At 71.2% G+C, this 19,336-nt stretch carries 20 protein-coding genes; 10 read left to right on the top strand and 10 right to left on the bottom strand.

The annotated features are described in order from the left end of the window. Nucleotides 1-8 precede the first annotated feature (8 nt). Nucleotides 9-959: a M28 family metallopeptidase gene (locus tag ACQEU8_RS22410; protein WP_433103829.1), complete on the bottom strand. Its 951-nt coding sequence runs from the start codon at nucleotides 957-959 to the stop codon at nucleotides 9-11. Nucleotides 960-1,207: 248 nt separating this feature from the next. Then, nucleotides 1,208-2,245, bottom strand: coding sequence for an ABC transporter permease (locus ACQEU8_RS22405; RefSeq protein WP_433103827.1), 1,038 nt, complete (start codon nucleotides 2,243-2,245; stop codon nucleotides 1,208-1,210). Nucleotides 2,246-2,394: 149 nt separating this feature from the next. Here ACQEU8_RS22405 and ACQEU8_RS22400 point away from each other — a divergent pair, with 149 nt between their 5' ends. The 8 genes from ACQEU8_RS22400 to ACQEU8_RS22365 all read left to right on the top strand — a co-directional run bounded on the left by ACQEU8_RS22400 (nucleotide 2,395) and on the right by ACQEU8_RS22365 (nucleotide 9,771). After that, nucleotides 2,395-3,024 (top strand): TetR/AcrR family transcriptional regulator, encoded by a 630-nt coding sequence (locus ACQEU8_RS22400; protein WP_433103825.1) that lies wholly within the window; start codon nucleotides 2,395-2,397, stop codon nucleotides 3,022-3,024. Between the two features lie 311 nt (nucleotides 3,025-3,335). Continuing rightward, complete coding sequence (locus ACQEU8_RS22395; RefSeq protein ID WP_433103823.1) at nucleotides 3,336-3,638, top strand: urease subunit gamma; 303 nt, start codon at nucleotides 3,336-3,338, stop codon at nucleotides 3,636-3,638. Between the two features lie 26 nt (nucleotides 3,639-3,664). After that, the gene (locus tag ACQEU8_RS22390) at nucleotides 3,665-3,976 is read left to right on the top strand and encodes an urease subunit beta (protein WP_433103821.1); all 312 of its coding nucleotides are present in this window, start codon (nucleotides 3,665-3,667) and stop codon (nucleotides 3,974-3,976) included. Then, entirely contained in the window at nucleotides 3,969-5,690 is a 1,722-nt protein-coding gene (locus ACQEU8_RS22385) for an urease subunit alpha (protein ID WP_433103819.1), read from the top strand. Before ACQEU8_RS22390 ends, ACQEU8_RS22385 begins: the two co-directional genes overlap by 8 nt. A gap of 96 nt (nucleotides 5,691-5,786) precedes the next feature. Continuing rightward, nucleotides 5,787-6,452: an urease accessory protein UreF gene (locus ACQEU8_RS22380; protein ID WP_433103817.1), complete on the top strand. Its 666-nt coding sequence runs from the start codon at nucleotides 5,787-5,789 to the stop codon at nucleotides 6,450-6,452. Between the two features lie 29 nt (nucleotides 6,453-6,481). Then, on the top strand, nucleotides 6,482-7,177 hold the full coding sequence (gene ureG / locus ACQEU8_RS22375; protein ID WP_433103814.1) for an urease accessory protein UreG: 696 nt from the start codon (nucleotides 6,482-6,484) through the stop codon (nucleotides 7,175-7,177). After that, on the top strand, nucleotides 7,174-7,971 hold the full coding sequence (locus tag ACQEU8_RS22370; protein WP_433103812.1) for an urease accessory protein UreD: 798 nt from the start codon (nucleotides 7,174-7,176) through the stop codon (nucleotides 7,969-7,971). Before ureG ends, ACQEU8_RS22370 begins: the two co-directional genes overlap by 4 nt. A 135-nt stretch (nucleotides 7,972-8,106) precedes the next feature. Beyond that, complete coding sequence (locus ACQEU8_RS22365) at nucleotides 8,107-9,771, top strand: alpha/beta hydrolase (protein WP_433103810.1); 1,665 nt, start codon at nucleotides 8,107-8,109, stop codon at nucleotides 9,769-9,771. 85 nt (nucleotides 9,772-9,856) lie between these two features. On the opposite strand, the gene ACQEU8_RS22360 is transcribed toward ACQEU8_RS22365, so the two are convergent. The 4 genes from ACQEU8_RS22360 to ACQEU8_RS22345 all read right to left on the bottom strand — a co-directional run bounded on the left by ACQEU8_RS22360 (nucleotide 9,857) and on the right by ACQEU8_RS22345 (nucleotide 14,956). Further along, complete coding sequence (locus ACQEU8_RS22360) at nucleotides 9,857-10,936, bottom strand: NAD-dependent epimerase/dehydratase family protein (protein WP_433103808.1); 1,080 nt, start codon at nucleotides 10,934-10,936, stop codon at nucleotides 9,857-9,859. Nucleotides 10,937-11,010: 74 nt separating this feature from the next. Then, nucleotides 11,011-11,769 (bottom strand): lysophospholipid acyltransferase family protein, encoded by a 759-nt coding sequence (locus ACQEU8_RS22355; RefSeq protein ID WP_433103806.1) that lies wholly within the window; start codon nucleotides 11,767-11,769, stop codon nucleotides 11,011-11,013. 315 nt (nucleotides 11,770-12,084) lie between these two features. Continuing rightward, nucleotides 12,085-12,894 (bottom strand): 2-oxo acid dehydrogenase subunit E2, encoded by an 810-nt coding sequence (locus ACQEU8_RS22350; RefSeq protein ID WP_433103804.1) that lies wholly within the window; start codon nucleotides 12,892-12,894, stop codon nucleotides 12,085-12,087. A 4-nt stretch (nucleotides 12,895-12,898) separates the two neighbouring features. Beyond that, the gene (locus tag ACQEU8_RS22345) at nucleotides 12,899-14,956 is read right to left on the bottom strand and encodes an HAD-IIIC family phosphatase (RefSeq protein ID WP_433103802.1); all 2,058 of its coding nucleotides are present in this window, start codon (nucleotides 14,954-14,956) and stop codon (nucleotides 12,899-12,901) included. A 283-nt stretch (nucleotides 14,957-15,239) separates the two neighbouring features. Between ACQEU8_RS22345 and ACQEU8_RS22340 the strand changes: the two genes are divergently transcribed. Next, nucleotides 15,240-16,127, top strand: a complete 888-nt coding sequence (locus tag ACQEU8_RS22340; protein WP_433108641.1) for a DMT family transporter — start codon at nucleotides 15,240-15,242, stop codon at nucleotides 16,125-16,127. Between the two features lie 7 nt (nucleotides 16,128-16,134). Here the strand turns inward: ACQEU8_RS22340 and ACQEU8_RS22335 are convergent, their stop codons facing one another. Together ACQEU8_RS22335 and ACQEU8_RS22330 are read right to left on the bottom strand one after the other, a co-directional pair. Beyond that, a complete protein-coding gene (locus ACQEU8_RS22335; RefSeq protein ID WP_433103800.1) occupies nucleotides 16,135-16,461 on the bottom strand; it encodes a DUF6204 family protein in 327 nt (108 codons plus the stop codon). Then, nucleotides 16,449-17,102 (bottom strand): TetR/AcrR family transcriptional regulator, encoded by a 654-nt coding sequence (locus tag ACQEU8_RS22330; RefSeq protein ID WP_433103798.1) that lies wholly within the window; start codon nucleotides 17,100-17,102, stop codon nucleotides 16,449-16,451. Before ACQEU8_RS22330 ends, ACQEU8_RS22335 begins: the two co-directional genes overlap by 13 nt. Nucleotides 17,103-17,256: 154 nt before the next feature. Between ACQEU8_RS22330 and ACQEU8_RS22325 the strand changes: the two genes are divergently transcribed. Then, on the top strand, nucleotides 17,257-17,808 hold the full coding sequence (locus tag ACQEU8_RS22325) for a type 1 glutamine amidotransferase domain-containing protein (protein WP_433103796.1): 552 nt from the start codon (nucleotides 17,257-17,259) through the stop codon (nucleotides 17,806-17,808). Between the two features lie 149 nt (nucleotides 17,809-17,957). Here the strand turns inward: ACQEU8_RS22325 and ACQEU8_RS22320 are convergent, their stop codons facing one another. Continuing rightward, nucleotides 17,958-18,131, bottom strand: a complete 174-nt coding sequence (locus tag ACQEU8_RS22320) for a hypothetical protein (protein WP_433108975.1) — start codon at nucleotides 18,129-18,131, stop codon at nucleotides 17,958-17,960. 170 nt (nucleotides 18,132-18,301) lie between these two features. Further along, nucleotides 18,302-19,258: a cytochrome c oxidase assembly protein gene (locus ACQEU8_RS22315; RefSeq protein ID WP_433103794.1), complete on the bottom strand. Its 957-nt coding sequence runs from the start codon at nucleotides 19,256-19,258 to the stop codon at nucleotides 18,302-18,304. Nucleotides 19,259-19,336: the final 78 nt, after the last annotated feature.

Genomic DNA, 19,336 nt, shown 5'->3' with positions numbered 1-19,336 from the left:
GCCGGAGGTCAGGAGCTGAGCTTCCAGACCGCCTGCGCGATGGCGTCGCTGTGCAGGTCGAGCGCCTTCTCGTCGATGTTCGAGATGTCGTCGCAGGCCGAGTGGTAGCACTCGTCGTACGCCTTGCCTGCCGTACCGCCCCACTTGTCCGCCTGCGCCTGGGTCTTCTTCTCGCCCGCGCCCGTGAAGGTGCCGCCGACGGTGACGCCCGCCTTCTTGAACGGGGCGTGGTCGCTGCGCCCGTTGGTCTCCTCGGACGGCTCCGTCTCGACCTTCTTGGAGCTGAACCATTCCTTGAAGACCGACGCGACAGCGGCATCGTCGTCGTAGACGAAGTGCCCCGCGTTGGGCGAGCCGATCATGTCGAAGTTCAAATACGTGTCGATCTTGCCGAGTTCGTCCTTGGAGAGGCTGTCGACGTAGTGGCTGGAGCCCACCAGGCCCTCTTCCTCCGCGCCCCACCAGGCGAACCGCAGATGCTTGGCGGGCTTCAGGTCCGCCTTGGCGACGGCCAGCGCGGTCTCCAGCACACCGGCGGAGCCGGTGCCGTTGTCGTTGATGCCCGGACCTGAGCTGACCGAGTCGAGGTGGGAGCCTGCCATCACGGTCGCCCCGGTGCCGCCCTTGGGCCAGTCGGCGATGAGGTTGTAGCCGGTGGAGCCGCCGCTGGTGAACTCCTGCACGGTGGTCTTGAAGCCCGCGGCGTCCAGCTTCTTCTTCACATAGTCGAGGGAGGCACGGTAGCCGGGCTGCCCGTGGGCGCGGTTGCCTCCGTTGGCCTCGGCGACGGACTGGAATTCCTTGAGGTCCTGTTTGACGGCGGAGACGTCGATGTCGGGCGCCTCGGCCGCCTGCCCTTCGGACTTGTCGGGGCTGGCCTGCGCCGCCCCGCCGACTGCGCCGAGCAGGGCGAGGGTGAGTGCGGCGCTCGCCGAGGCGGCGATGGTGGTGCGACGCACACGGCGCTGCTGTCTGTGGTGTCCGCGTATCACTGCTGAGCTCCGATGCTGTGTGGGGGGTGTGGGGGCTGCCGATGACGGCAGGTATCGCCCGGAGCGGCGATGGAGCATCGATTTGACGCGGACATGAGAATGCTTGCGGGGTTGTCGCCCCGTCAAGAGCGCATACCGGACAGGCGGTTACGGAGAACGGAGGCTGCGACCCCCGTTCTCCGCCGACCGCCCGCGGGCTGCGGCGCCCTCGCTGTTCAGAACTTGGCCGGGTCGGCCGCCCGCACCGGCGCGGCTTCCGGGGTGCTGGGAGCGCTCGTGGACTCCGCCCCCTCCCGTGCGGGGTCCTTCAGCCCGCCGACCGTCACCGCGACCAGGCCCAGTACCGCCCACACGGTCAGTACCAGCACCGGGGTGTCCACCGCCCGCCCCTCGAAGAAGCCGACGCAGCGCAGCAGCGTCCCACCGGCACCCGGCGGCAGCAACTGCCCCAGCATCCCCACCGGTTCGGGCAGCATCTCCGGTGCGCTGGACACGCCGGACCACGGGTTGCCGATCAGCACGGACAGCAGGCCGCCCAGCGCCATGCCCTTCACACCCAGCAGCGCTCCGAGGCCCGCCACCGTGGCGCCGACGGCGAGTACGGTCAGCCCGAACGAGGCAGCTTCCGCCCACCAGTTGCCGGACAGGATGCCGAGCCAGCTGTCGGCCAGCGTCGCGGCCACGATTCCGACCAGAACGGCAGCCCCCAACAGCGCGCCCACACCCCGCGTGCCACGCAGCCGCAGCAGTACGGTCAGCGCTCCGGCCGCCACCCCTGCGAGGGCGAGCGGCAGCACGCTCGTACTCAGTGCCGCTCCCCGCGGATCGTTCGCGGGGGCGGGCACCACGTCCTCCGTGCGCACGGTCGTGCCCTTGGGGGCGGTGCGGCTCGCCGCCTGCTCCAACAGCTGTGCGACCACGGGGCCGGCGGCGCTCGCCGTCAGCATCTTCGGCCCCGCGGGGGTCGCGACGACGGCGCCGTAGACCTCGCGGTCCCGTACGGCATTCCGTGCCGCGGCCTCGTCGTGATAGCGGTGCACCTCGAAGGCGCCCTCCTGGTGCCGCAGTTGGCCCGTCAGTTGCTCGACGGCGGCGGGCGGTCCGGCGACGCCGAGCGGCAGGTCCCGGGGAGCGGTGCGGGCGGCGGGCCAGGCGAAGGCCCACAGCGCGAACGCGACGATCAGCGGTACTGCCACCAGCACGGCGAGTGGTCCCCGGGTGCGGCCGGGAGAGGGGGCGGGTGTCGTGGCCATGGTGTGACCCTCCGGGGGGAGAGGAGACGGAACAGGGTGAGTGGGAGGTGAAAACCAAAAGAGAAGGATCGTTCGTTTTTCCCACGGGCCATACGGTCCCGCCGAGCGTGTCGATTGTCAAGAATGAGCGTTCGTTTTAGGCTGCGCGTATGGCCCGCGTCTCCGCCGAACACCTCGAAGCCCGCCGCCGCCAGATCCTGGACGGTGCCCGCCGCTGCTTCCTGAGCAACGGCTTCCACGCCACCTCGATGCAGGACGTGCTCAAGGAGAGCGGGCTGTCCGCGGGCGCTGTCTACCGGTACTTCCGCAGCAAGGAGGAGATCATCGCGGCCGTGGCGGAGGAGGCGCTGGAGACCATCCGGTCCTCCTTCGACCGGGTGGCCGCGGCCGATGTGCCGCCGACCCCGGACGAGCTGTTCACCGAGGTCTTCGGCCGGCTCCGGGAATCCGTCGGGGCGGGCGAGGACGCAAGGGAGCTGCCCCGTCTGCTGGTGCAGGTGTGGAGCGAGGGGCTGCGAAACCCCACGCTGGCCGAGACGGTGACCACCGCGTACGGGCAGCTGTCCAAGCAGTGGGCCCGGCTCGTGGAGGACTACCAGGCGCGCGGCTGGGTCGATCCGGAGGCGGACACCATGCACGTCGCCCGGATCCTCATCGGCGCCGTGCAGGGGTACTTCGTCCAGCAGGCGCTGTGGGGCGGGATCACTCCCGAGGAGTTCGCGAAGGGGCTGCGTGCCCTGGTGTCCATGTCGGTGCCGGAGAGCCGGGACGCCGACTGAGTAGTGAGCCACCTCGGTGCGGAGACGTGACGGGGCTGCCCGGCGGGGGTGCCGACTGAGCGGTGAGCCGTATCCCGGCGCGGAACCGCGACGAGGCTGCCCGGCGGGGGTGCCGAGGGTGCTGTCGTCTCCGGCGGTGCCGGCTCCGGCGAGCGCGTGGTGAGTGTTAACGCCGGTGAAACGCCGCTGCCGTAATCTCCGGGGCAGTGGGCGACCGAGAGTCACGTGTGTGATACATCTATCTGCGGGTGTCGTCGCCGCGAGTGACCAAGGGCGTTCCCGGGCCCGGCGACGACGGTGAGGTGGAGACCATGCAATTGACCCCGCATGAGCAGGAGCGGCTGCTCATCCACGTCGCGGCCGATGTGGCACAGCGCCGCAGGGACCGTGGGCTGCGCCTCAACCACCCCGAGGCCGTCGCCCTCATCACGGCGCACGTACTCGAAGGCGCCCGCGACGGGCGGAGCGTCGCCCAGCTCATGGAGTCCGGCCGTACGGTACTGACCCGCGACGACGTCATGGAGGGCATCCCCGAGATGCTCCACGACGTCCAGGTCGAGGCGACATTCCCCGACGGCACCAAGCTCGTCACCGTGCACGAGCCCATCTCCTGACCGCGCCGACGAGGAGTCGCCACACCATGATCCCCGGAGAGATCCACTACGCCGAGGAACCGGTGCCGCTCAACGTGGGCGCCGAGGAGACCCGGCTGACCGTGCTCAACGCCGCCGACCGGCCCGTGCAGGTCGGCTCCCACTACCACTTCGCCGAGGCAAACCCCGGGCTGGAATTCGACCGCGAGGCCGCCTGGGGCAAGCGCCTCGGCATCGCCGCGGGCACCGCCGTCCGCTTCGAGCCCGGCATCCCTGTCGAGGTCACCCTCGTCCCCATAGGCGGCAAACGGATCGTCGCGGGACTGCGATCCGCCGCGGAAGGCCCCCTCGATGCGTGAACTGTCCCGCCCCGACTACGCCGATCTGTTCGGCCCCACCACCGGCGACCGGGTACGGCTCGCCGACACCTCGCTCTTCGTCGAGATCGAGGACGACCTCTCCGGCGGGCCAGGACGCTCCGGCGACGAGGCGGTCTTCGGCGGCGGCAAGGTCATCCGCGAGTCCATGGGCCAGGCGCTCACCACCCGCGCCGAAGGCGCCCCGGACACGGTGATCACCGGCGCCCTCGTCCTCGACCACTGGGGCGTCGTCAAGGCCGACATCGGCATCCGCGAAGGCCGCATCACAGCCCTGGGCAAGGCGGGCAACCCCGACACCATGGACGGCGTTCACCCCGACCTGGTCATCGGCCCGGAGACGGAGATCATCGCGGGCAACGGCAAGATCCTCACCGCCGGTGCCATCGACGCGCACGTCCACTTCATCTGCCCCCAATTGATCGACGAGGCCCTCGCCTCCGGCATCACCACGCTCGTCGGCGGCGGCACCGGACCGGCGGAGGGCTCCAAGGCCACCACCGTCACCCCCGGCGCCTGGCACACCGCACGCACCCTGGAGGGCATGGACGGGCTGCCGGTCAACGTCGGCCTGCTCGGCAAGGGCAACACCGTCTCGCGCGCCGCGATGCTCGCCCAACTGCGGGGCGGCGCCGTCGGGTTCAAGATCCACGAGGACTGGGGCGCCACCCCGGCCGCGATCGACGCCTGCCTGTCCGTCTGCGACGAGACCGGCGCCCAGGTCGCCATCCACACCGACACCCTCAACGAGGCCGGTTTCGTCGGCGACACCCTCGCCGCGATCGCCGGACGCGGCATCCACGCGTACCACACCGAGGGCGCGGGCGGCGGGCACGCGCCCGACATCATCACCGTCGTCGCCGAGCCCAACGTGCTGCCGTCCTCCACCAATCCGACCCGGCCGCACACCGTCAACACCATCGAGGAACACCTCGACATGCTGATGGTCTGCCACCACCTCAACCCGGCCGTTCCCGAGGACCTCGCCTTCGCCGAGTCCCGGATCAGGCCCAGCACCATCGCGGCCGAGGACACCCTGCACGACCTCGGTGCCATCTCGATCATCTCCTCCGACTCGCAGGCCATGGGCCGGATCGGCGAAGTGGTGCTGCGCACCTGGCAGACGGCACATGTGATGAAGGAGCGATACGGCGCCCTCGCGGGCGACGGGCGCGCCGACAATCTGCGGGCACGTCGCTATGTCGCCAAATACACGATCAACCCCGCCGTCGCGCAGGGCATGGACGCCGAGATCGGTTCCGTCGAGGCGGGCAAGCTCGCCGACCTGGTGCTGTGGGACCCGGCGTTCTTCGGCGTCAAGCCGCAGCTGGTCATCAAGGGCGGGCAGATCGCCTACGCGCAGATGGGGGACGCCAACGCATCCATCCCCACCCCGCAGCCGGTACTGCCCCGTCCGATGTTCGGGGCGACAGGGCGTGCCCCCGGATCGAACTCCGTCAACTTCGTGACACAAGCCGCACTTGACGACGGCCTGCCGGAGCGGCTGCCGCTCGCCAAGCGGTTCATCGCCATCCGCAACACCCGTTCCGTCACCAAGGCCGACATGCGGCAGAACGATGCCCGCCCCGATGTGCGGGTGGACCCCGACACATTCACCGTCACCATCGACGGGACGCCGGTCGACCCGTCGCCGGCGGAGGTGTTGCCGATGGCGCAGCGGTACTTCTTGTTCTGAGGGGGTGCCCTTTCCCGACGTCGTCGGCTGCGGGCCGGCCGGGGCTTGTTGCACAGTTCCCCGCGCCGCCCGGAACGATCTGTGGAGGTCTTCAACATGAGTGGCGCTGCCGCATTGCTGGTGCTCGCCGACGGACGGTTCCCCGCGGGTGGGCACGCACACTCGGGCGGTGCGGAGGCAGCCGTCAAGGCCGGCCGGATCCAGGACGCGGCGACCCTCCTGGAGTTCTGCCGGAGCCGCCTGCACACCGCGGGCCTCGTCGGGGCGGCCCTCGCAGCCGCCGCCGCGACAGGGCACGACCCGCTCGCCCTGGACGAGGCGGCCGACGCCCGCACTCCCTCGCCTGCGCTGCGCCGTACAGCGCGCAGACTGGGCCGGCAGCTGATGCGGGCGGCCCGGGCCACCTGGCCGGGCCCTGAGCTGGACGCGCTGGCCGCCGCCCGCCCCAGGGGTGCGCACCAGCCCGTCGTACTGGGGCTCGCGGCCCGCTCGGCAGGGCTCACCCCGCTCGACGCGGCGTACGCCTCCGCGTACGAGAGCGTCAGCGGACCGGCGACGGCAGCCGTCCGCCTCCTCAGCCTCGACCCGTTCGACGCGACGGCCGTACTGGCCCGGCTCGCCCCCGAGGCGGACGAGGTGGCGCGGCAGGCCGAGGCCGCGAGCAGGGGAGTGGTCGAGAACCTGCCGTGCACCTCGGCCCCGCTCCTGGACATCACCGCCGAGCAGCATGCGACCTGGCCCGTACGCCTCTTCGCCTCCTGACCCACCCCCCGCAACCCCCGGAGAAGCCCGTGCATCTGGATCACCCCACCATCTACCCCGAGCGGCACAGCGCCTCGGCGACGCGGTCCGACGGCAGCCGCCGGGCGCTCCGTGTCGGCCTGGGCGGACCCGTCGGCTCGGGCAAGACCGCCACCGTCGCGGCGCTGTGCCGCGCGCTGCGCGACAGGCTCTCGCTGGCCGTCGTCACCAACGACATCTACACCAGGGAGGACGCCGCGTTCCTGCTGCGGGAGGCTGTGCTGCCGCCGGAACGGATCACCGCGGTGGAGACCGGCGCCTGCCCGCACACGGCGATCCGGGACGACATCTCCGCCAACCTGGAGGCGGTCGAGGACCTCGAGGACGAAGTGGGCCCGCTCGATGTGGTGCTGGTCGAGTCCGGGGGCGACAACCTGACCGCGACCTTCTCCAAGGGGCTGGTCGATGTGCAGATCTTCGTCATCGACGTGGCGGGCGGCGACGACATCCCCCGCAAGGGCGGCCCCGGCGTGACCACGGCCGATCTGCTGGTCATCAACAAGACCGACCTCGCCCCCTACGTCGGCTCGGACCTGGAGGGCATGGCGCGGGATGCCAAGGCGCAGCGCGGCGAACTGCCGGTGCTCTTCCAGTCGCTGCGCGGCGAGCCCGGCGTGGGACCGGTCGCGGACTGGGTGCGCGAGCAGTACGCCGCCTGGACGGCGACGGCGGCCCTCCCGGCATGACGGTCACGGCAACGGCAGCAGCGGCGGCGACCGCGCCGCAGGGCGTACGGGCCCGCGCCCGGATCACCGCCGTACCGGACGGGCGTGGCGGCACCGCGCTGCCGCTGCTCAGCGGCGGCGGGCCGGTCACGCTGCGCCGTACCCGCTCGGCCGACCCGGCGGCGGCCCGGGTCACGCTCGTCGGGGCGATGAGCGGGCCGCTGGGCGGGGACCGGCTCACCGTCGAGGCCAGGGCCGAACCGGGGGCCGCGCTGCGCGTGGACGGCAGCGCGGCCACCCTCGCCCTGCCGGGCCGTACGGCGGAGCCCGCCTGCTACGACGTACGACTGGAGGTCGGCGAGGGCGGCCAACTGCATTGGCTGCCCGAGCCGTTGATCTCCGTACGCGGCAGTGACCTGCGGCAGCGCCTCCATGCCGAACTCGCCCCCGGTGCACGCCTCGTGGTGCGGGACGAGCAGGTGCTGGGCCGGACAGGGGAGGGGCCCGGCAGGCTCAGCAGCCGGCTCACCGTGCGGCGGGGCGGGCGCCCACTGCTCGACCAGCAACTCGATTTCGGGCCGGGCGCGCCGGGATGGGACGGCGGCGCGGCGCTGGGCGGGTACCGGGCGGTGGGGCAACTCCTCGTGGTCGACCCGGAGTTGGGGAACAAGGAGCCGGAGTCGGCGCGGCTGCTGGGGGAGTCGGCGGTCGTCACGCCGCTGGCGGGGCCCGCGTTGCTGGTCACGGCCGTCGCGGCGGACGCGCTTCAGCTGCGGCGCACGCTCGATTCAGCGCTGACGTTCACGTCTTGGTAAAGAACGATCCGCTGCCCTGTCCCTTACCGTCGGCGACGATGAAGGATCCCCTCTGGAGACCACCACCGTGGTCGAGAACCACCATGGTCACCGACCACCGCCACCACACGCGGCAGTTCCCGGAGGGGGAAACACGTGAACAGACGGAAGGCGGCCATAGCCGCCGCCGGTGCCATCGCCGCCGGAGCCCTCACGGCGGGGCTCATATCCGTTCCATCAGCACTGGCGGAAGGCAGCGGCACCCACGCGCAGCCGGCCGAGCGCACCGGCGCCGCCGAGGCACGCGGCGTCCAGCAGGCCGCGGCCCGTGCGGCGCGCGCCGGTATCGACTGGAAGGACTGCCCCGCCGACTGGGGTACGAAGGACGGCGTCGAGTGCGGCTGGGTGACCGTGCCGCTCGACTACGCCAAGCCGAACGGGAAGAAGATCCGGCTCGCCGTCGACCGGGCACGCAGCACGGGCGGCAAGGAGAAGCGGCAGGGCTCGCTCGTCTACAACCCGGGCGGCCCGGGCGCCTCCGGCCTCCGCTTCCCCAACCGCATCCCGGACAAGAACCCGCTGTGGGCGAAGGCCGCCACCGCCTACGACTTCGTCGGCTTCGACCCGCGCGGTGTCGGCCACTCGGCACCCATCTCCTGTGCCGATCCCCAGGAGTGGGTCAAGGCCCCCAAGGCGGACCCGGTTCCCGACAGCGAGGACGACAAGCTCGCCCAGCGCAAGCTCGCCAAGGAGTACGCGGACGGCTGCAAGGAGCGCAGCGGCGCGCTGCTCGCCCAGATGACCACGCCCAACGCGGCGCGTGACCTCGACGTCATCCGGGCCGCGCTCGGCGACAAGAAGCTCAACTTCCTCGGCGTCTCCTACGGCACCTACATGGGCGCCGTCTACGCCGAGCTGTTCCCCGGCCACATCCGCCGGATGATCACCGACAGTGTGGTCAACCCCTCCACGAAGAAGATCTGGTACGAGGCCAACCTCGACCAGGACGTGGCCTTCCAGACCCGCTGGGACGACTGGAAGAGGTGGGTCGCCAAGCACGACGACGTCTACGGCATCGGCTCCACGCCCGAGAAGGTGGAGGCCAAGTGGCGCGAGCTGCGCGCCACCGCGAAGAAGAACCCCATCGGCGGCGTCGTCGGCCCCGCCGAGCTGCTGGGCTTCTTCCAGAGCGCGCCGTACTACGACTCGGCGTGGGCCGAGGTCGCCTCGGTGTGGTCCGCCTACCTCAAGGGTGACGAGAAGCCGCTGGTCGAGTCCGCGGGCCCGGACATGTCCGATGTGGCGGGCAACAAGCAGAGCGAGAACGGCAACGCCGTCTACACCGCCGTCGAGTGCAACGACGCCAAGTGGCCGCGTGACTGGAAGACCTGGGACCGGGACAACACCCGGCTGCACAAGAAGTACCCGTTCCTCACCTGGTCCAACGCGTGGATGAACTATCCGTGCGGCGTCTGGCCGCTGAAGCAGAACGACGCGCTGGAGGTCCGTGCGAAGACCTCGCACCCTGTGCTGGTGATCCAGGCCACGCGCGATGCCGCCACCCCCTACCCGGGCGGTGTCGAGCTGCACAAGCGCCTTGAGGGCTCCCGTCTGATCACCGAGAAGGACGCGGGCTCGCACGGCGTCACCAACCTGAAGAACGCCTGCATCAACGAGCGTGTCGACGCCTACCTCCTCAAGGGCACCGTCGACTCCAAGGACGTGACCTGCGACCCGCACGCCACCCCGGAGCCGGTCAAGTCCCCGGCCAAGGCAGCGGCGAAGGCCAAGGCCGCGGTAGTGCCCGCGCCCACGCCGTGAGGCAGGGCTCCGTGACGTAGGGCCCGCGCCCACTCCGTGAGGTGAGGGATACACGAGGGGCGGTCCGGACCATCCGGGCCGCCCCTCAACCGGTCACCGACCCGGCGCCCGAGCGCCCGTTCTCCGTCAGCCAGCGGTCCTCGGCCGCGTAGTCGAACAGTTCGCCCATCGGGTCGTACGCCGCCGCCATCGCCGGCAGCGCCTCCCGCCAGTCCTGGCCGTGGAGGTGGCCGAGCAGCCACTCCACCGTCCCGGGCAGTGCCTGCTCGTACGTGGTCACCGGCCGGTAGCCCAACTCCTGTTCCGCGGCGGACATGTCCATCACCAGTGGATACGGCAGTGACCACGGGGTCCGGCCCACCGTCGGCGCCTCTTCGGGCGGGGCGCCGTCCAGCAGCACCGTCTTGCACTCGCGGCCGAGCACCTCGTCGTGCAGCTCCGCGATCCGGGCCACCGTGGGGGCCTCGGGATCGGCGGCGTTCAGCACCCTCGACCCCGGCTGCCGCGCAGCCAGCCGCACCAGCTCGGCGATGTTGTCGACGTGTACGGGGTGGAAGCGGCTCTCGCCACGGTAGGCCAGCACCCGGACCCGGCGGTCGTCCAACCACCGCTTGACGAAGTACAGCTCCCGTGGGGTGCGGCAGTGCGGGCCGTAGACCGCGCCCGCGCGCAGCAGCGTGACCGGCAGCCGGTCGCCCAGCGCCGTCAGCTCGTTCTCGATCAGCACCTTGCGCGAGCCGTACTCCTCACGGTCGGGCGGGACGGTGCGGTACGTCTCAGGGATCGGCACCGGATACCGAGGGGCCCGCTCCGGCTCGCCCATGGTGGCGAAGCTGCGGCCACTGTCGTCCTCGTACACCGCGCCGCTGGACAGGACGACGGCGGAGCCGAGCCGGCCGGCCAGGCCCGCGATCTGGCGGGCGTGGCCGGGCGTCGTGGCCGTCACATCCAGCAGCAGGTCGTAGCCGTCGCCGACGGTGCCCTCGAGAGCGCCGGCCGCCTCGCGGTCCACCGCGACGGGGGTGACCTCCTCGGGCCACCCGGCATCCGCTCCGCCACCATGGGAAGCCGCCGTCACCCGCCACCCGTCCTTGGCCAGTGCGCACACCGCGGCCCGCCCGATCTGTCCCGTCGCACCCAGCACAAGAGCCCGTGATCCAGTCATGACTGCACGCTAGGTGTACGCGCCCACGGTGAACAGGGAGTCCCGCCCGGGACGGTGCCGCCGCCGACGGCCCGTCAGCGCACCGGGCCGCTGCTCTTGCGCGCCTTCTGCTTCTGCTGCTTCTCCTGTTTCTCCTGCTTCTCGCGGGCCCGCTCCCGGGCCTGGGCGGCCTTGGCGTCGGGGGCGTACATGTCCACGTACTCCTGGCCCGACAGCCGCATGATCTCGTGGATGATCTCGTCGGTGACGGCCCGCAGCACCGTCCGCTCGTGCTCCATCCCCGCGAACCGCGAGAAGTCCAGCGGCTTGCCGAATCTGATCGTCACCCGGCCCATACGCGGCACCTTCCGCCCTGGCGGCTGGAGTTCGAAGGTGCCCACCATCGCGCAGGGGATCACCTTCACCCCGGCGCCCAGCGCCATCGCGGCAACCCCGACCCGGCCCTTGTAGAGGCGGCCGTCGTGGGAGCGGGTGCCCTCCGGGTAGATGCCGAGCAACTCGCCCTTGCGGAGCACGCCGAGCCCCTCGTCGATGGCCGCCTGCCCGGCGCCCTTCCCGGAGCGGTCGACGGGGATCTGGCCCACGCTGTGGAAGAACGCCGCCGTCAACCGTCCCTTGAGGCCGGGCCCGGTGAAGTACTCGGCCTTGGCGAGGAAGGTGATCCGGCGCTTGAGGATCGCGGGCATCACGAAATGGTCGGAGAACGACAGATGGTTTCCCGCGACGATCGCGGGTCCCTCGTCCGGCACATTCTCCAGCCCCTCGATCCGAGGCCGGAACACCAGCCGCAGCAGCGGCCCCAGCAGCACGTACTTCAGTACGTAATAGAACACGTCGCCTCCCGCGCCACCCGACCGGTCGATTCCCCGCCGACCTCGCTGACGCTCCGTCACCAGTGCGAATTCAGGCGACGATCGTAGCTTTCCCGGCCCGCCCGGGAGCAGTCTCCGTCGTGGCCCGCCGGGACACGTCCGGGCCGGGGGCCGTCTTCGGGGATTCAGGGGGCGCCGGTGACCGGCCCGCACAGGCGGGAGAGCCCTGAGCGAGACGGGTCCCCGCCCCCGACGAAGCCGCTGAGCGGGCAGCCGAGCGGCGGGCCGGGCGATCGCCGCCGACGCGGCGGAACCCTGCCGACCAGCCGCTCCCCGTCACGGGCGCACCGTGTGCTGGGCGGCCACCCCGTGGTCCGCGGGGCCGCCGCTGTCGTCGTCGAAGCTCTCCAGCGCCTGCTTGATGTCGCCGAGTACGTCCGCCGCCTCGGCCCCGTCGATCATCCGGTGGTCGAAGGTGAGGGACAGCGGCAGCACGGGGGCGACGGCGACTGCTCCGTCGCGTACGACGGGCCGGTCGGTGACGGCGCCCAGGCCGAGGGTGACCGTGGTGCCACCGACCGAGTGGAACGAGGTGACGGGACGGTGCCCCAGGGAGGTGACGGAGAACGTGCCGTTGGTGGTGATCCGGCGGCGCAGCGGCCGCGTACCCAGCCGGTAGGCGAGCTGCCCGAGCGGCCCGGGCAGCCGGTGCAGTGCCCGCACCCCGGCGAACTCCGGCATCGTGTCCGGGTCGCCGTCGCGGAAGCGGGCTGTCTCCTCGGCGATGTCCCGCAGGCTCCTCAGATGCACGTCCGGCAGCACCGCCGAGAGGACGACACGGCGCCCGCCCATCGTCTTGTCCAGGGTGAGCTTCGCCGCCACCGTGTCGTAGTGGGCGACGCGGGGCCGGAGCCGGTCGCGGAGCGCCGCGTTCGCCGCCGGGTGCGCGGCCAGCACACGTGCCGCGGCGTACAGCACGTAGGTGACGGTCGAGAACCGGTCACCACGGGCCCGCGCGTCCTGCTGATGGCGCCGTACCGCGGTCATATCGATCTCCGCTCCCAGGAACACCGGCGCGTAGGCGCGGATCTCCCGCAGGAAGTACGCGGTGTGCCGGCGCTCCCGGGGAAAGGGCTGCGCTCTCATCTCCTCAGCTCCCGTCATGCGTCCTCGACCAGCCTGTACGAACGTGATCACCGGCCCGCTCTCCGAAGCTCTCCGTCAGCCGCACGTGCGGCGGCGGAGCCGGAATGTGCCGGAGATCGTGGCGGAAGGTGGTCGTGGTGCCGTCGTCCGCGACCTGGGTGAATCCGTGGGCGGCGTACAGGCCGGCGACCTTGCCGTTCTTCGCCGTTCTGCGGTAGCTGCCCGTCACCGACGCGGCTCCGCTGTCCTTCGCGTACCGCAGGACGGACGACAGGCAGCTCTGCTCGATGCCGCGGGCGAAGACCCGGCAGCTGAGGACGAAGTTGTCGATGTGCAGCTCTTCCCGCTCGCGGCGCAGAAAGAGCGCGCCGACCAGTCCGCTGTCCCCGAACCTGTCACTGCTGTGCACCGCGAGCACTTCGCTGCCGGGGGCGGCCAGCAGCTCCTCGACCTCGGCGGGCTGCATGCGCACGGTGGTCATATTGAACTGGTTCGTCCGCAGGGTCAGCTGCGCAATCCGGGGCACCTCCGCAGCGCTGGGCGCGGCCAGCTCCACGCGGACGTCCAGCTCCCGCAGATAGTCCTCGACGGAGGCGAAGCCCTCCAGGAAGTCCTTGCGCCGCGCCTCCTGCCGGTAGCGGCTGACGCGCTCATGGTCCTCGCGCGTCAGCCGGCGGCAGTCGAACCAGCCGTCGTGCAGCAGCGCGTCAACGTGCAGCGCCGGCTCGTCGTCCACGGCGACCACCGTGACGTCGGGCAGCGCACGCCGCACCAGTTCCCGTTCGTAGCAGCTGTCGTCCACGAAGACGAAGGCGTCCGTGCCCAGACCGAGGGCCTCGGCGACCTCCGCGATGGCCTCATGCTTGGGCCCCCAGTCGGCGGCGATCCGTACGAAGTCCTCCTCGCGCAGGGTCATGCCGGGGTGTCCGCGCAGCACCGTGCGCACCGGCTCGACATCGTTCTTGCTCGCCGCCGCCAGTAGCACGCCCTGCGCGGCGAGCTGTTTGACGACGCGCTGGAACGCCGCGAACGCCTCCCCGCGGTAGCTCCCGGCCACCTCGATCCCGTCCGGCCCGTCGTCCCCCAGGACGCCGCCCCACACCGTGCCGTCCAGATCGATGACGAGTGCCTTCTTGGTCCTTCCGGTCAGATGCCGCGCCAGGTGGCCGACCTCGCGCGCGTACTCGGCCAGCAGGGGAGCGGACAGGTGGGCCTTGGTGTAGACGCTCAGCCGTACGTCCTCCACGGCGACCCCGGAGGCCGTCAATGGATCCAGGTCCAGTACGACCAGCCAGGGGCGGTCCTCGGCCAGGGTGAGCAGCCGGGCGTTGAACTCCCGCCACACGGCGCCGAGCCGGGCCCGGGACCGGTGGTCGAGGAGCTGTGCGGCGAAGCGGCGGGGCAGCGGCAGGGTGTTGAACACCAGCGTGCCCGCGCAGCTGTCCCCGAACCGGTCCGCCAGCCCTTCCAGCAGGGCCAGTTTCCGCTCGGCCGCGTCCTCGACGTGCTCCGGCAGCCACGGCGGCGGCACCTCGTCGAAGACGACGGCCGGGTCCAGCACGCAGAGGGCCATGTCGGGCTGCGCCGCGTACAGCTCGCTGCCCGCGTCGCCCAGGTCGAAGACGTAGCTGTCGAAGTCGGCGAGGTGCCGCCGCATCAGCAGCCCGTGCCGGGCGAGTTCGGCGGTCAGTGCCGGAACCAGCGCCGCCAGCGTGCCGTGACCGGTCAGGGCCACGGTGAGCGCCGGGATGTCCGGATACGCGGCGAGAACCCGCTCCGGGTCCACCCGGCTCAGCAGATGCCCAGCCCTGATCAGTTCGGAACCCGTCAGCCCGCTCACCAGCTGCCTGACCTCCGGGTAGCGGGCGACCAGTTGCTCCTGCCGGTACATCCGCAGCAGGGTGTCCGCCGCCGACGCGGCGTTCCCCTCGTGCGAGGGAGCGGAATCGGCACCGCCGCTCCCGGCGACGACGCTCATTTCGGTGGCGCCGGGCTCCCGGACCACCGGGGGACGGGGGAGCACGGTGCCGGCGGCCGGCACGTGGATGTCGCGACGGTCCATTCGCTTCCTCCCGGACGTGGAGGGCCAGCGTCGTCGCCAGGGCTACAGCCGCCCTAGTCACAGGCTCATGCGGAGCGGGCGCCGCCCGGAGGCGAAGCGCCATTCGGCCCTGGGGCTTTCATGCTTAGGGGGCGTGCCGCACGCCTCCGGGGCGGGTGTCGTGGTCTCCGCCCGCGCGGCGGCCTAATCTCGGCGGCGCTGTTCCCAGGTGGACGGAGTGGACGAGCGTGCGAACGCGGTCGACCGGTACTCGTGCCGTCCGGTCGGTGGAAAGGGGCGTCCCCTGACTGTCTACATCTCCGGGCTGGTCGCCGCCTGCTTCCTCGGTCTGGGCTTCGTGCTGCAACAGGACGCCGCCGCCCGGGCCCCGGTCGCCGATGTGCTGTCCTTCCGGCTGTTGCTCGACCTGGTGCGGGTACCGCGCTGGCTGCTCGGTATCGGCAGCATGGTGGTCGGTCAGCTCACCAGCGCGTTCGCCCTGATGAGGGGGGACCTGTCGACGGTCGAGCCGCTGCTGGCGACGAACCTTGTCTTCGCGATGCTGTTCGCGCGGCGGCTGAGCAGTCAGCGACTCGGCTGGTCGGGCTGGTCCGGAGTGGTGCTGCTCAGCGGGGGAGTGACCGCCTTCATCCTGGCGGGCCGGCCGGAGGGCACCGACCGCGAGGCCGGTGCCCTGCGCCACTGGCTGGTCTTCGGCATCCTCGTCGGGATCGCTCTGGTCCTGGTGCTGATCGCCCGTCATCTCGAACTCTTCAAGGAACCGCCGCTGTTGGCCACTGCGGCCGGTGCGCTGTACGGCCTCCAGGACGCCCTGACCCGGGTCGTCGGCGGGATCTACAGCTCCTCCGGTCTGGTCGGGGTGCTGACGAGCTGGCAGAGCTACACCATCGTCGCGCTCGCCGTGGTCGGGCTGGTGCTCGTGCAGAGCGCCTTCGAGGGCGGCCCGCTGCGCATGTCGCTGCCTTCGCTGACGGCGGCCGAGCCGCTGGCCGGTATCGCCTGCGGAATCGGCTTCCTCGGCGACTCCATCCAGCTGACGCCCGGCGCCCTGGCAGGCGGGATCATCGGGCTGCTGGCCGTGGTCGTCGGGGTATTCATCCTCGGCAGACACCCGGTGCTGCCGACCGGGAAGCAGCCCGGCGATGAGAAGCCGCCCGCCGAACGGACCTGACGCCGGGTCAGCGCTGCCGCTTCCCGGACCCCTTGCGGCGGATCTTGATGTCGCGCAGGTCCGTGACCGCGAGCCGCAGCACCCGGTGAGGGTGGCCATGGGCCTCCAGAGCCCTGGTTGCCTGGAGGACGGCCCACGCCTCCTCGTCGGGTTCTTCGCCTTCGGGCGGCGGTGGCACCTGGCAGCGGAAGGTGAAGGCGGACAGGCTGCTGTCACAGGTGAAGGTGCCCGCCTCGGTGAAGGAGGCGCCGTAACCCTCGGCCCTCTCCTGGAGCTCGGCGCGGCTGGTCTCGTCCAGCTCGGTGAAGGTTCCCCGGATGGTCACTCGGAACACGGCGCGTCCTCTCGTACGGCGTAGCTGAAGGCACGTTCGCCCAGCAGCTCCTCGACGGAGTCCAGGAGCGCGAGCACATCGTCGGCGATCTCGTCCGGGGTGCGCCCGGCCACCAGGCGCCGGCCGATCTCGGCGAAGACCAGCGAGTGGAACCAGCCGATCTGGCTCGCCGCGGCGCACAGCAGCGGGTCGTCCGGTGCGCTGCCGGTCTCCTCGGCGAGCTGCGCGGCGAGCGCGTCGGTCATCTCCCGGCCGAGGTCGCCCAGGCGTGCCGTGAGGGTGGGGGCGGCCCGCATCATCTCGAAGACCGCCCCGAACCCCTCGGTCAGTCCCAGCTGTCGCTCCCGGCCCCGCACCTCGGCGCGCAGCCGGGCCAGCACGGCGCGGGCGGGCGACTCGCCGGGTGCGCGCTGCCGGACGATCTCGGCGAGCCGCTGGGGCGAGGCCTCGTCCGGCGGCAGGACGAGGTCCTCCTTGGCCTCGAAGTAGTTGTAGAGGGTGTTCACGGAGACCTCGGCCTCCGCCGCGACCTCCGCGATGGTGACCTTGTCGAAGCCCCGCTCCACGAACAGCCGCATGGCCACCTCGCGGATGCGCTGCCGTGTCTGCCGCTTCTTGCGTTCCCGCAGCCCTTCGCCCATACGGCGAATCCTAACCCGACTGCAAAACTGAAGTGCACTACTTTTTTTGAGACCGTCGTTGATTCGAGGATGCGCCCCGCGCCCTGACGCATAGGTGCCCGCTCGATGGGGACCCGCTGGGCGCACGCGAGATGACGGAAAGGACGTGAGGCACGTGCGTGTTGCCTTTCTCGTCGCGCCCGAGGGCGCCGAACAGATCGAGCTCACCGACCCGTGGGACGCCGTCAAGGAGGCGGGTGGCACGCCGGTCCTGGTCTCCACCCGCGGGGACACCGTCCAGGCGTTCAACCACCTGGACAGGGCCGACACCTTCCCCGTCGACCAACTCGTCTCGCAGGCCGATCCCGCTGACTTCGACGGGCTCGTGCTGCCAGGCGGCGTCGCCAACCCGGACTTCCTGCGTACGGACAAGAACGCCGTCGCCTTCGTGCGGGGCTTCTTCGACGCGGGGCTGCCCGTCGCCGCGATCTGCCACGCGCCCTGGACCCTGGTCGAGGCCGATGTGGTGCGCGGCCGCACCCTGACCTCCTATCCCAGCCTGCGCACCGACATCCGCAACGCGGGCGGCAACTGGGTCGACGAGCAGGTCAAGGTCTGCGACGGCGGCACCAACAAGCTGATCACCAGCCGTAAGCCGGGCGATCTCGAAGCGTTCGACAAGGCGTTCCTGGCCGAGTTCCGCGCCTTGAGCAGGAGCGGCAGCTGACCGCCACCTCACCGCCACGGCTTCAACTGCCGGGCCCCGCACTCCGCCCCTGCCGGGGACGGACTGCGGGGCCCGGTTGATTGTCGTGTCTCCCCCCGTTGCGCTGCGGCGCGCCTCAGATTCCCGGCGCCGCCGCCCCCCGCGTTCGCTCACTCACGGGTGGCGAACACGCCCAGGGTGACCAGTCCCAGTACGACCCAGCAGAACCACAGCCACCCGCTGCTCCCCAGCGCCGCGGTGTACGCCGTCACCACCACAAGGCCCACAACCGTGCACACGGTCATCGCCTTCGCGGACACCGGCATGCGCGTCATCCCAGACATCACAACACCGTCCTCCTCCCGGCGGCCCCGGGACGCACGGGTCGCGCACGCACAAGGGCCGCGGCCAGGTCCCTATGGTCACCCGTGCGCGGCCCCGTGCGCCACTGCGCACCCCGATACGCCCGTGTACTCCGCCCTCTCGCGCCCCGGAGCGCGAGAGGGCTGGGGCATCACTCCTTGGGCTGGAGGGAGGCGAGATAGGCGTTGTACGCGGCCAGCTCCTTGTCGCCGTCCCGGTCCGCCTTGCGGTCCCGGCGGCGGGCCTGCCGCTGCTCGGTGACGTACCACTGGAAAACCAGCGCGATCAGCACCAGCACCGAGGGGATCTCGCTGAACGCCCAGGCGATACCGCCGGCCGCCGTCTGGTCGGACAGCGCGCTGACGCCCAGCGAGGAGGGCGGGTCGGCGTAGGTCTCCACCATCGGCTCGGAGGCCATCATCAGCGCGATGCCGAAGAAGGCGTGGAACGGCATCCCCGCGAACAGCTCCAGCATCCGCATCACATAGCCGGGCCGGTGCGGCCCCGGGTCCACGCCCATGATCGGCCAGAAGAAGACAAGGCCGACGGCGAGGAAGTGCACCATCATCGCGATGTGCCCGGTCTTCGAACCCATCAGGAAGTCGAACAGCGGAGTGAAGTACAGCGCGTACAGGCTCGCGATGAACAGCGGGATGGTGAACGCCGGATGGCTGATCAGCCGCACATAGCGGCTGTGCAGCAGCGCCACCAGCAACTCCCGCGGCCCCCTGCGCATCCCCTGGCTCCGGGCGGCCGACGGCAGCGCCCGCAGCGCCAGTGTGACCGGAGCGCCCAGCAGCAGCAGGATCGGCGACAGCATGCTGATCACCATGTGCTGCACCATGTGCACGCTGAAGAGCACCATGCCGTACTCGTTGAGCGCCGTGCACATCACCAGTGCCACCGTCGCCACACCCAGCGCGAAACCCACGGTGCGCCCCACCGGCCAGGTGTCGCCCCTGCGTCGCAGCCGCACCACGCCCCAGCCGTAGAGCGCGAGCGTCAGCAGGCACCCCACGAGGAAGAACGGCTCGCCCGTGAACTCCAGCCCCCGCGCGACCGTGAACGGCGGTAGGTCCATCGTCATGCCGTGCCCGCCGTGATCCATCCGAACTCTCCCACAACCGACCGATAAGCCCGCACCAGACTAGAACCGCCCGCCTCCGCCGCCCTCACGGGGGCGGCA

This window comes from Streptomyces sp. CA-250714, from assembly GCF_050936705.1.
Lineage (GTDB): Bacteria > Actinomycetota > Actinomycetes > Streptomycetales > Streptomycetaceae > Streptomyces.
The sequence above is the reverse complement of the archived record's forward strand: the minus strand, read 5'-3'. Positions and strand labels throughout refer to the sequence as shown.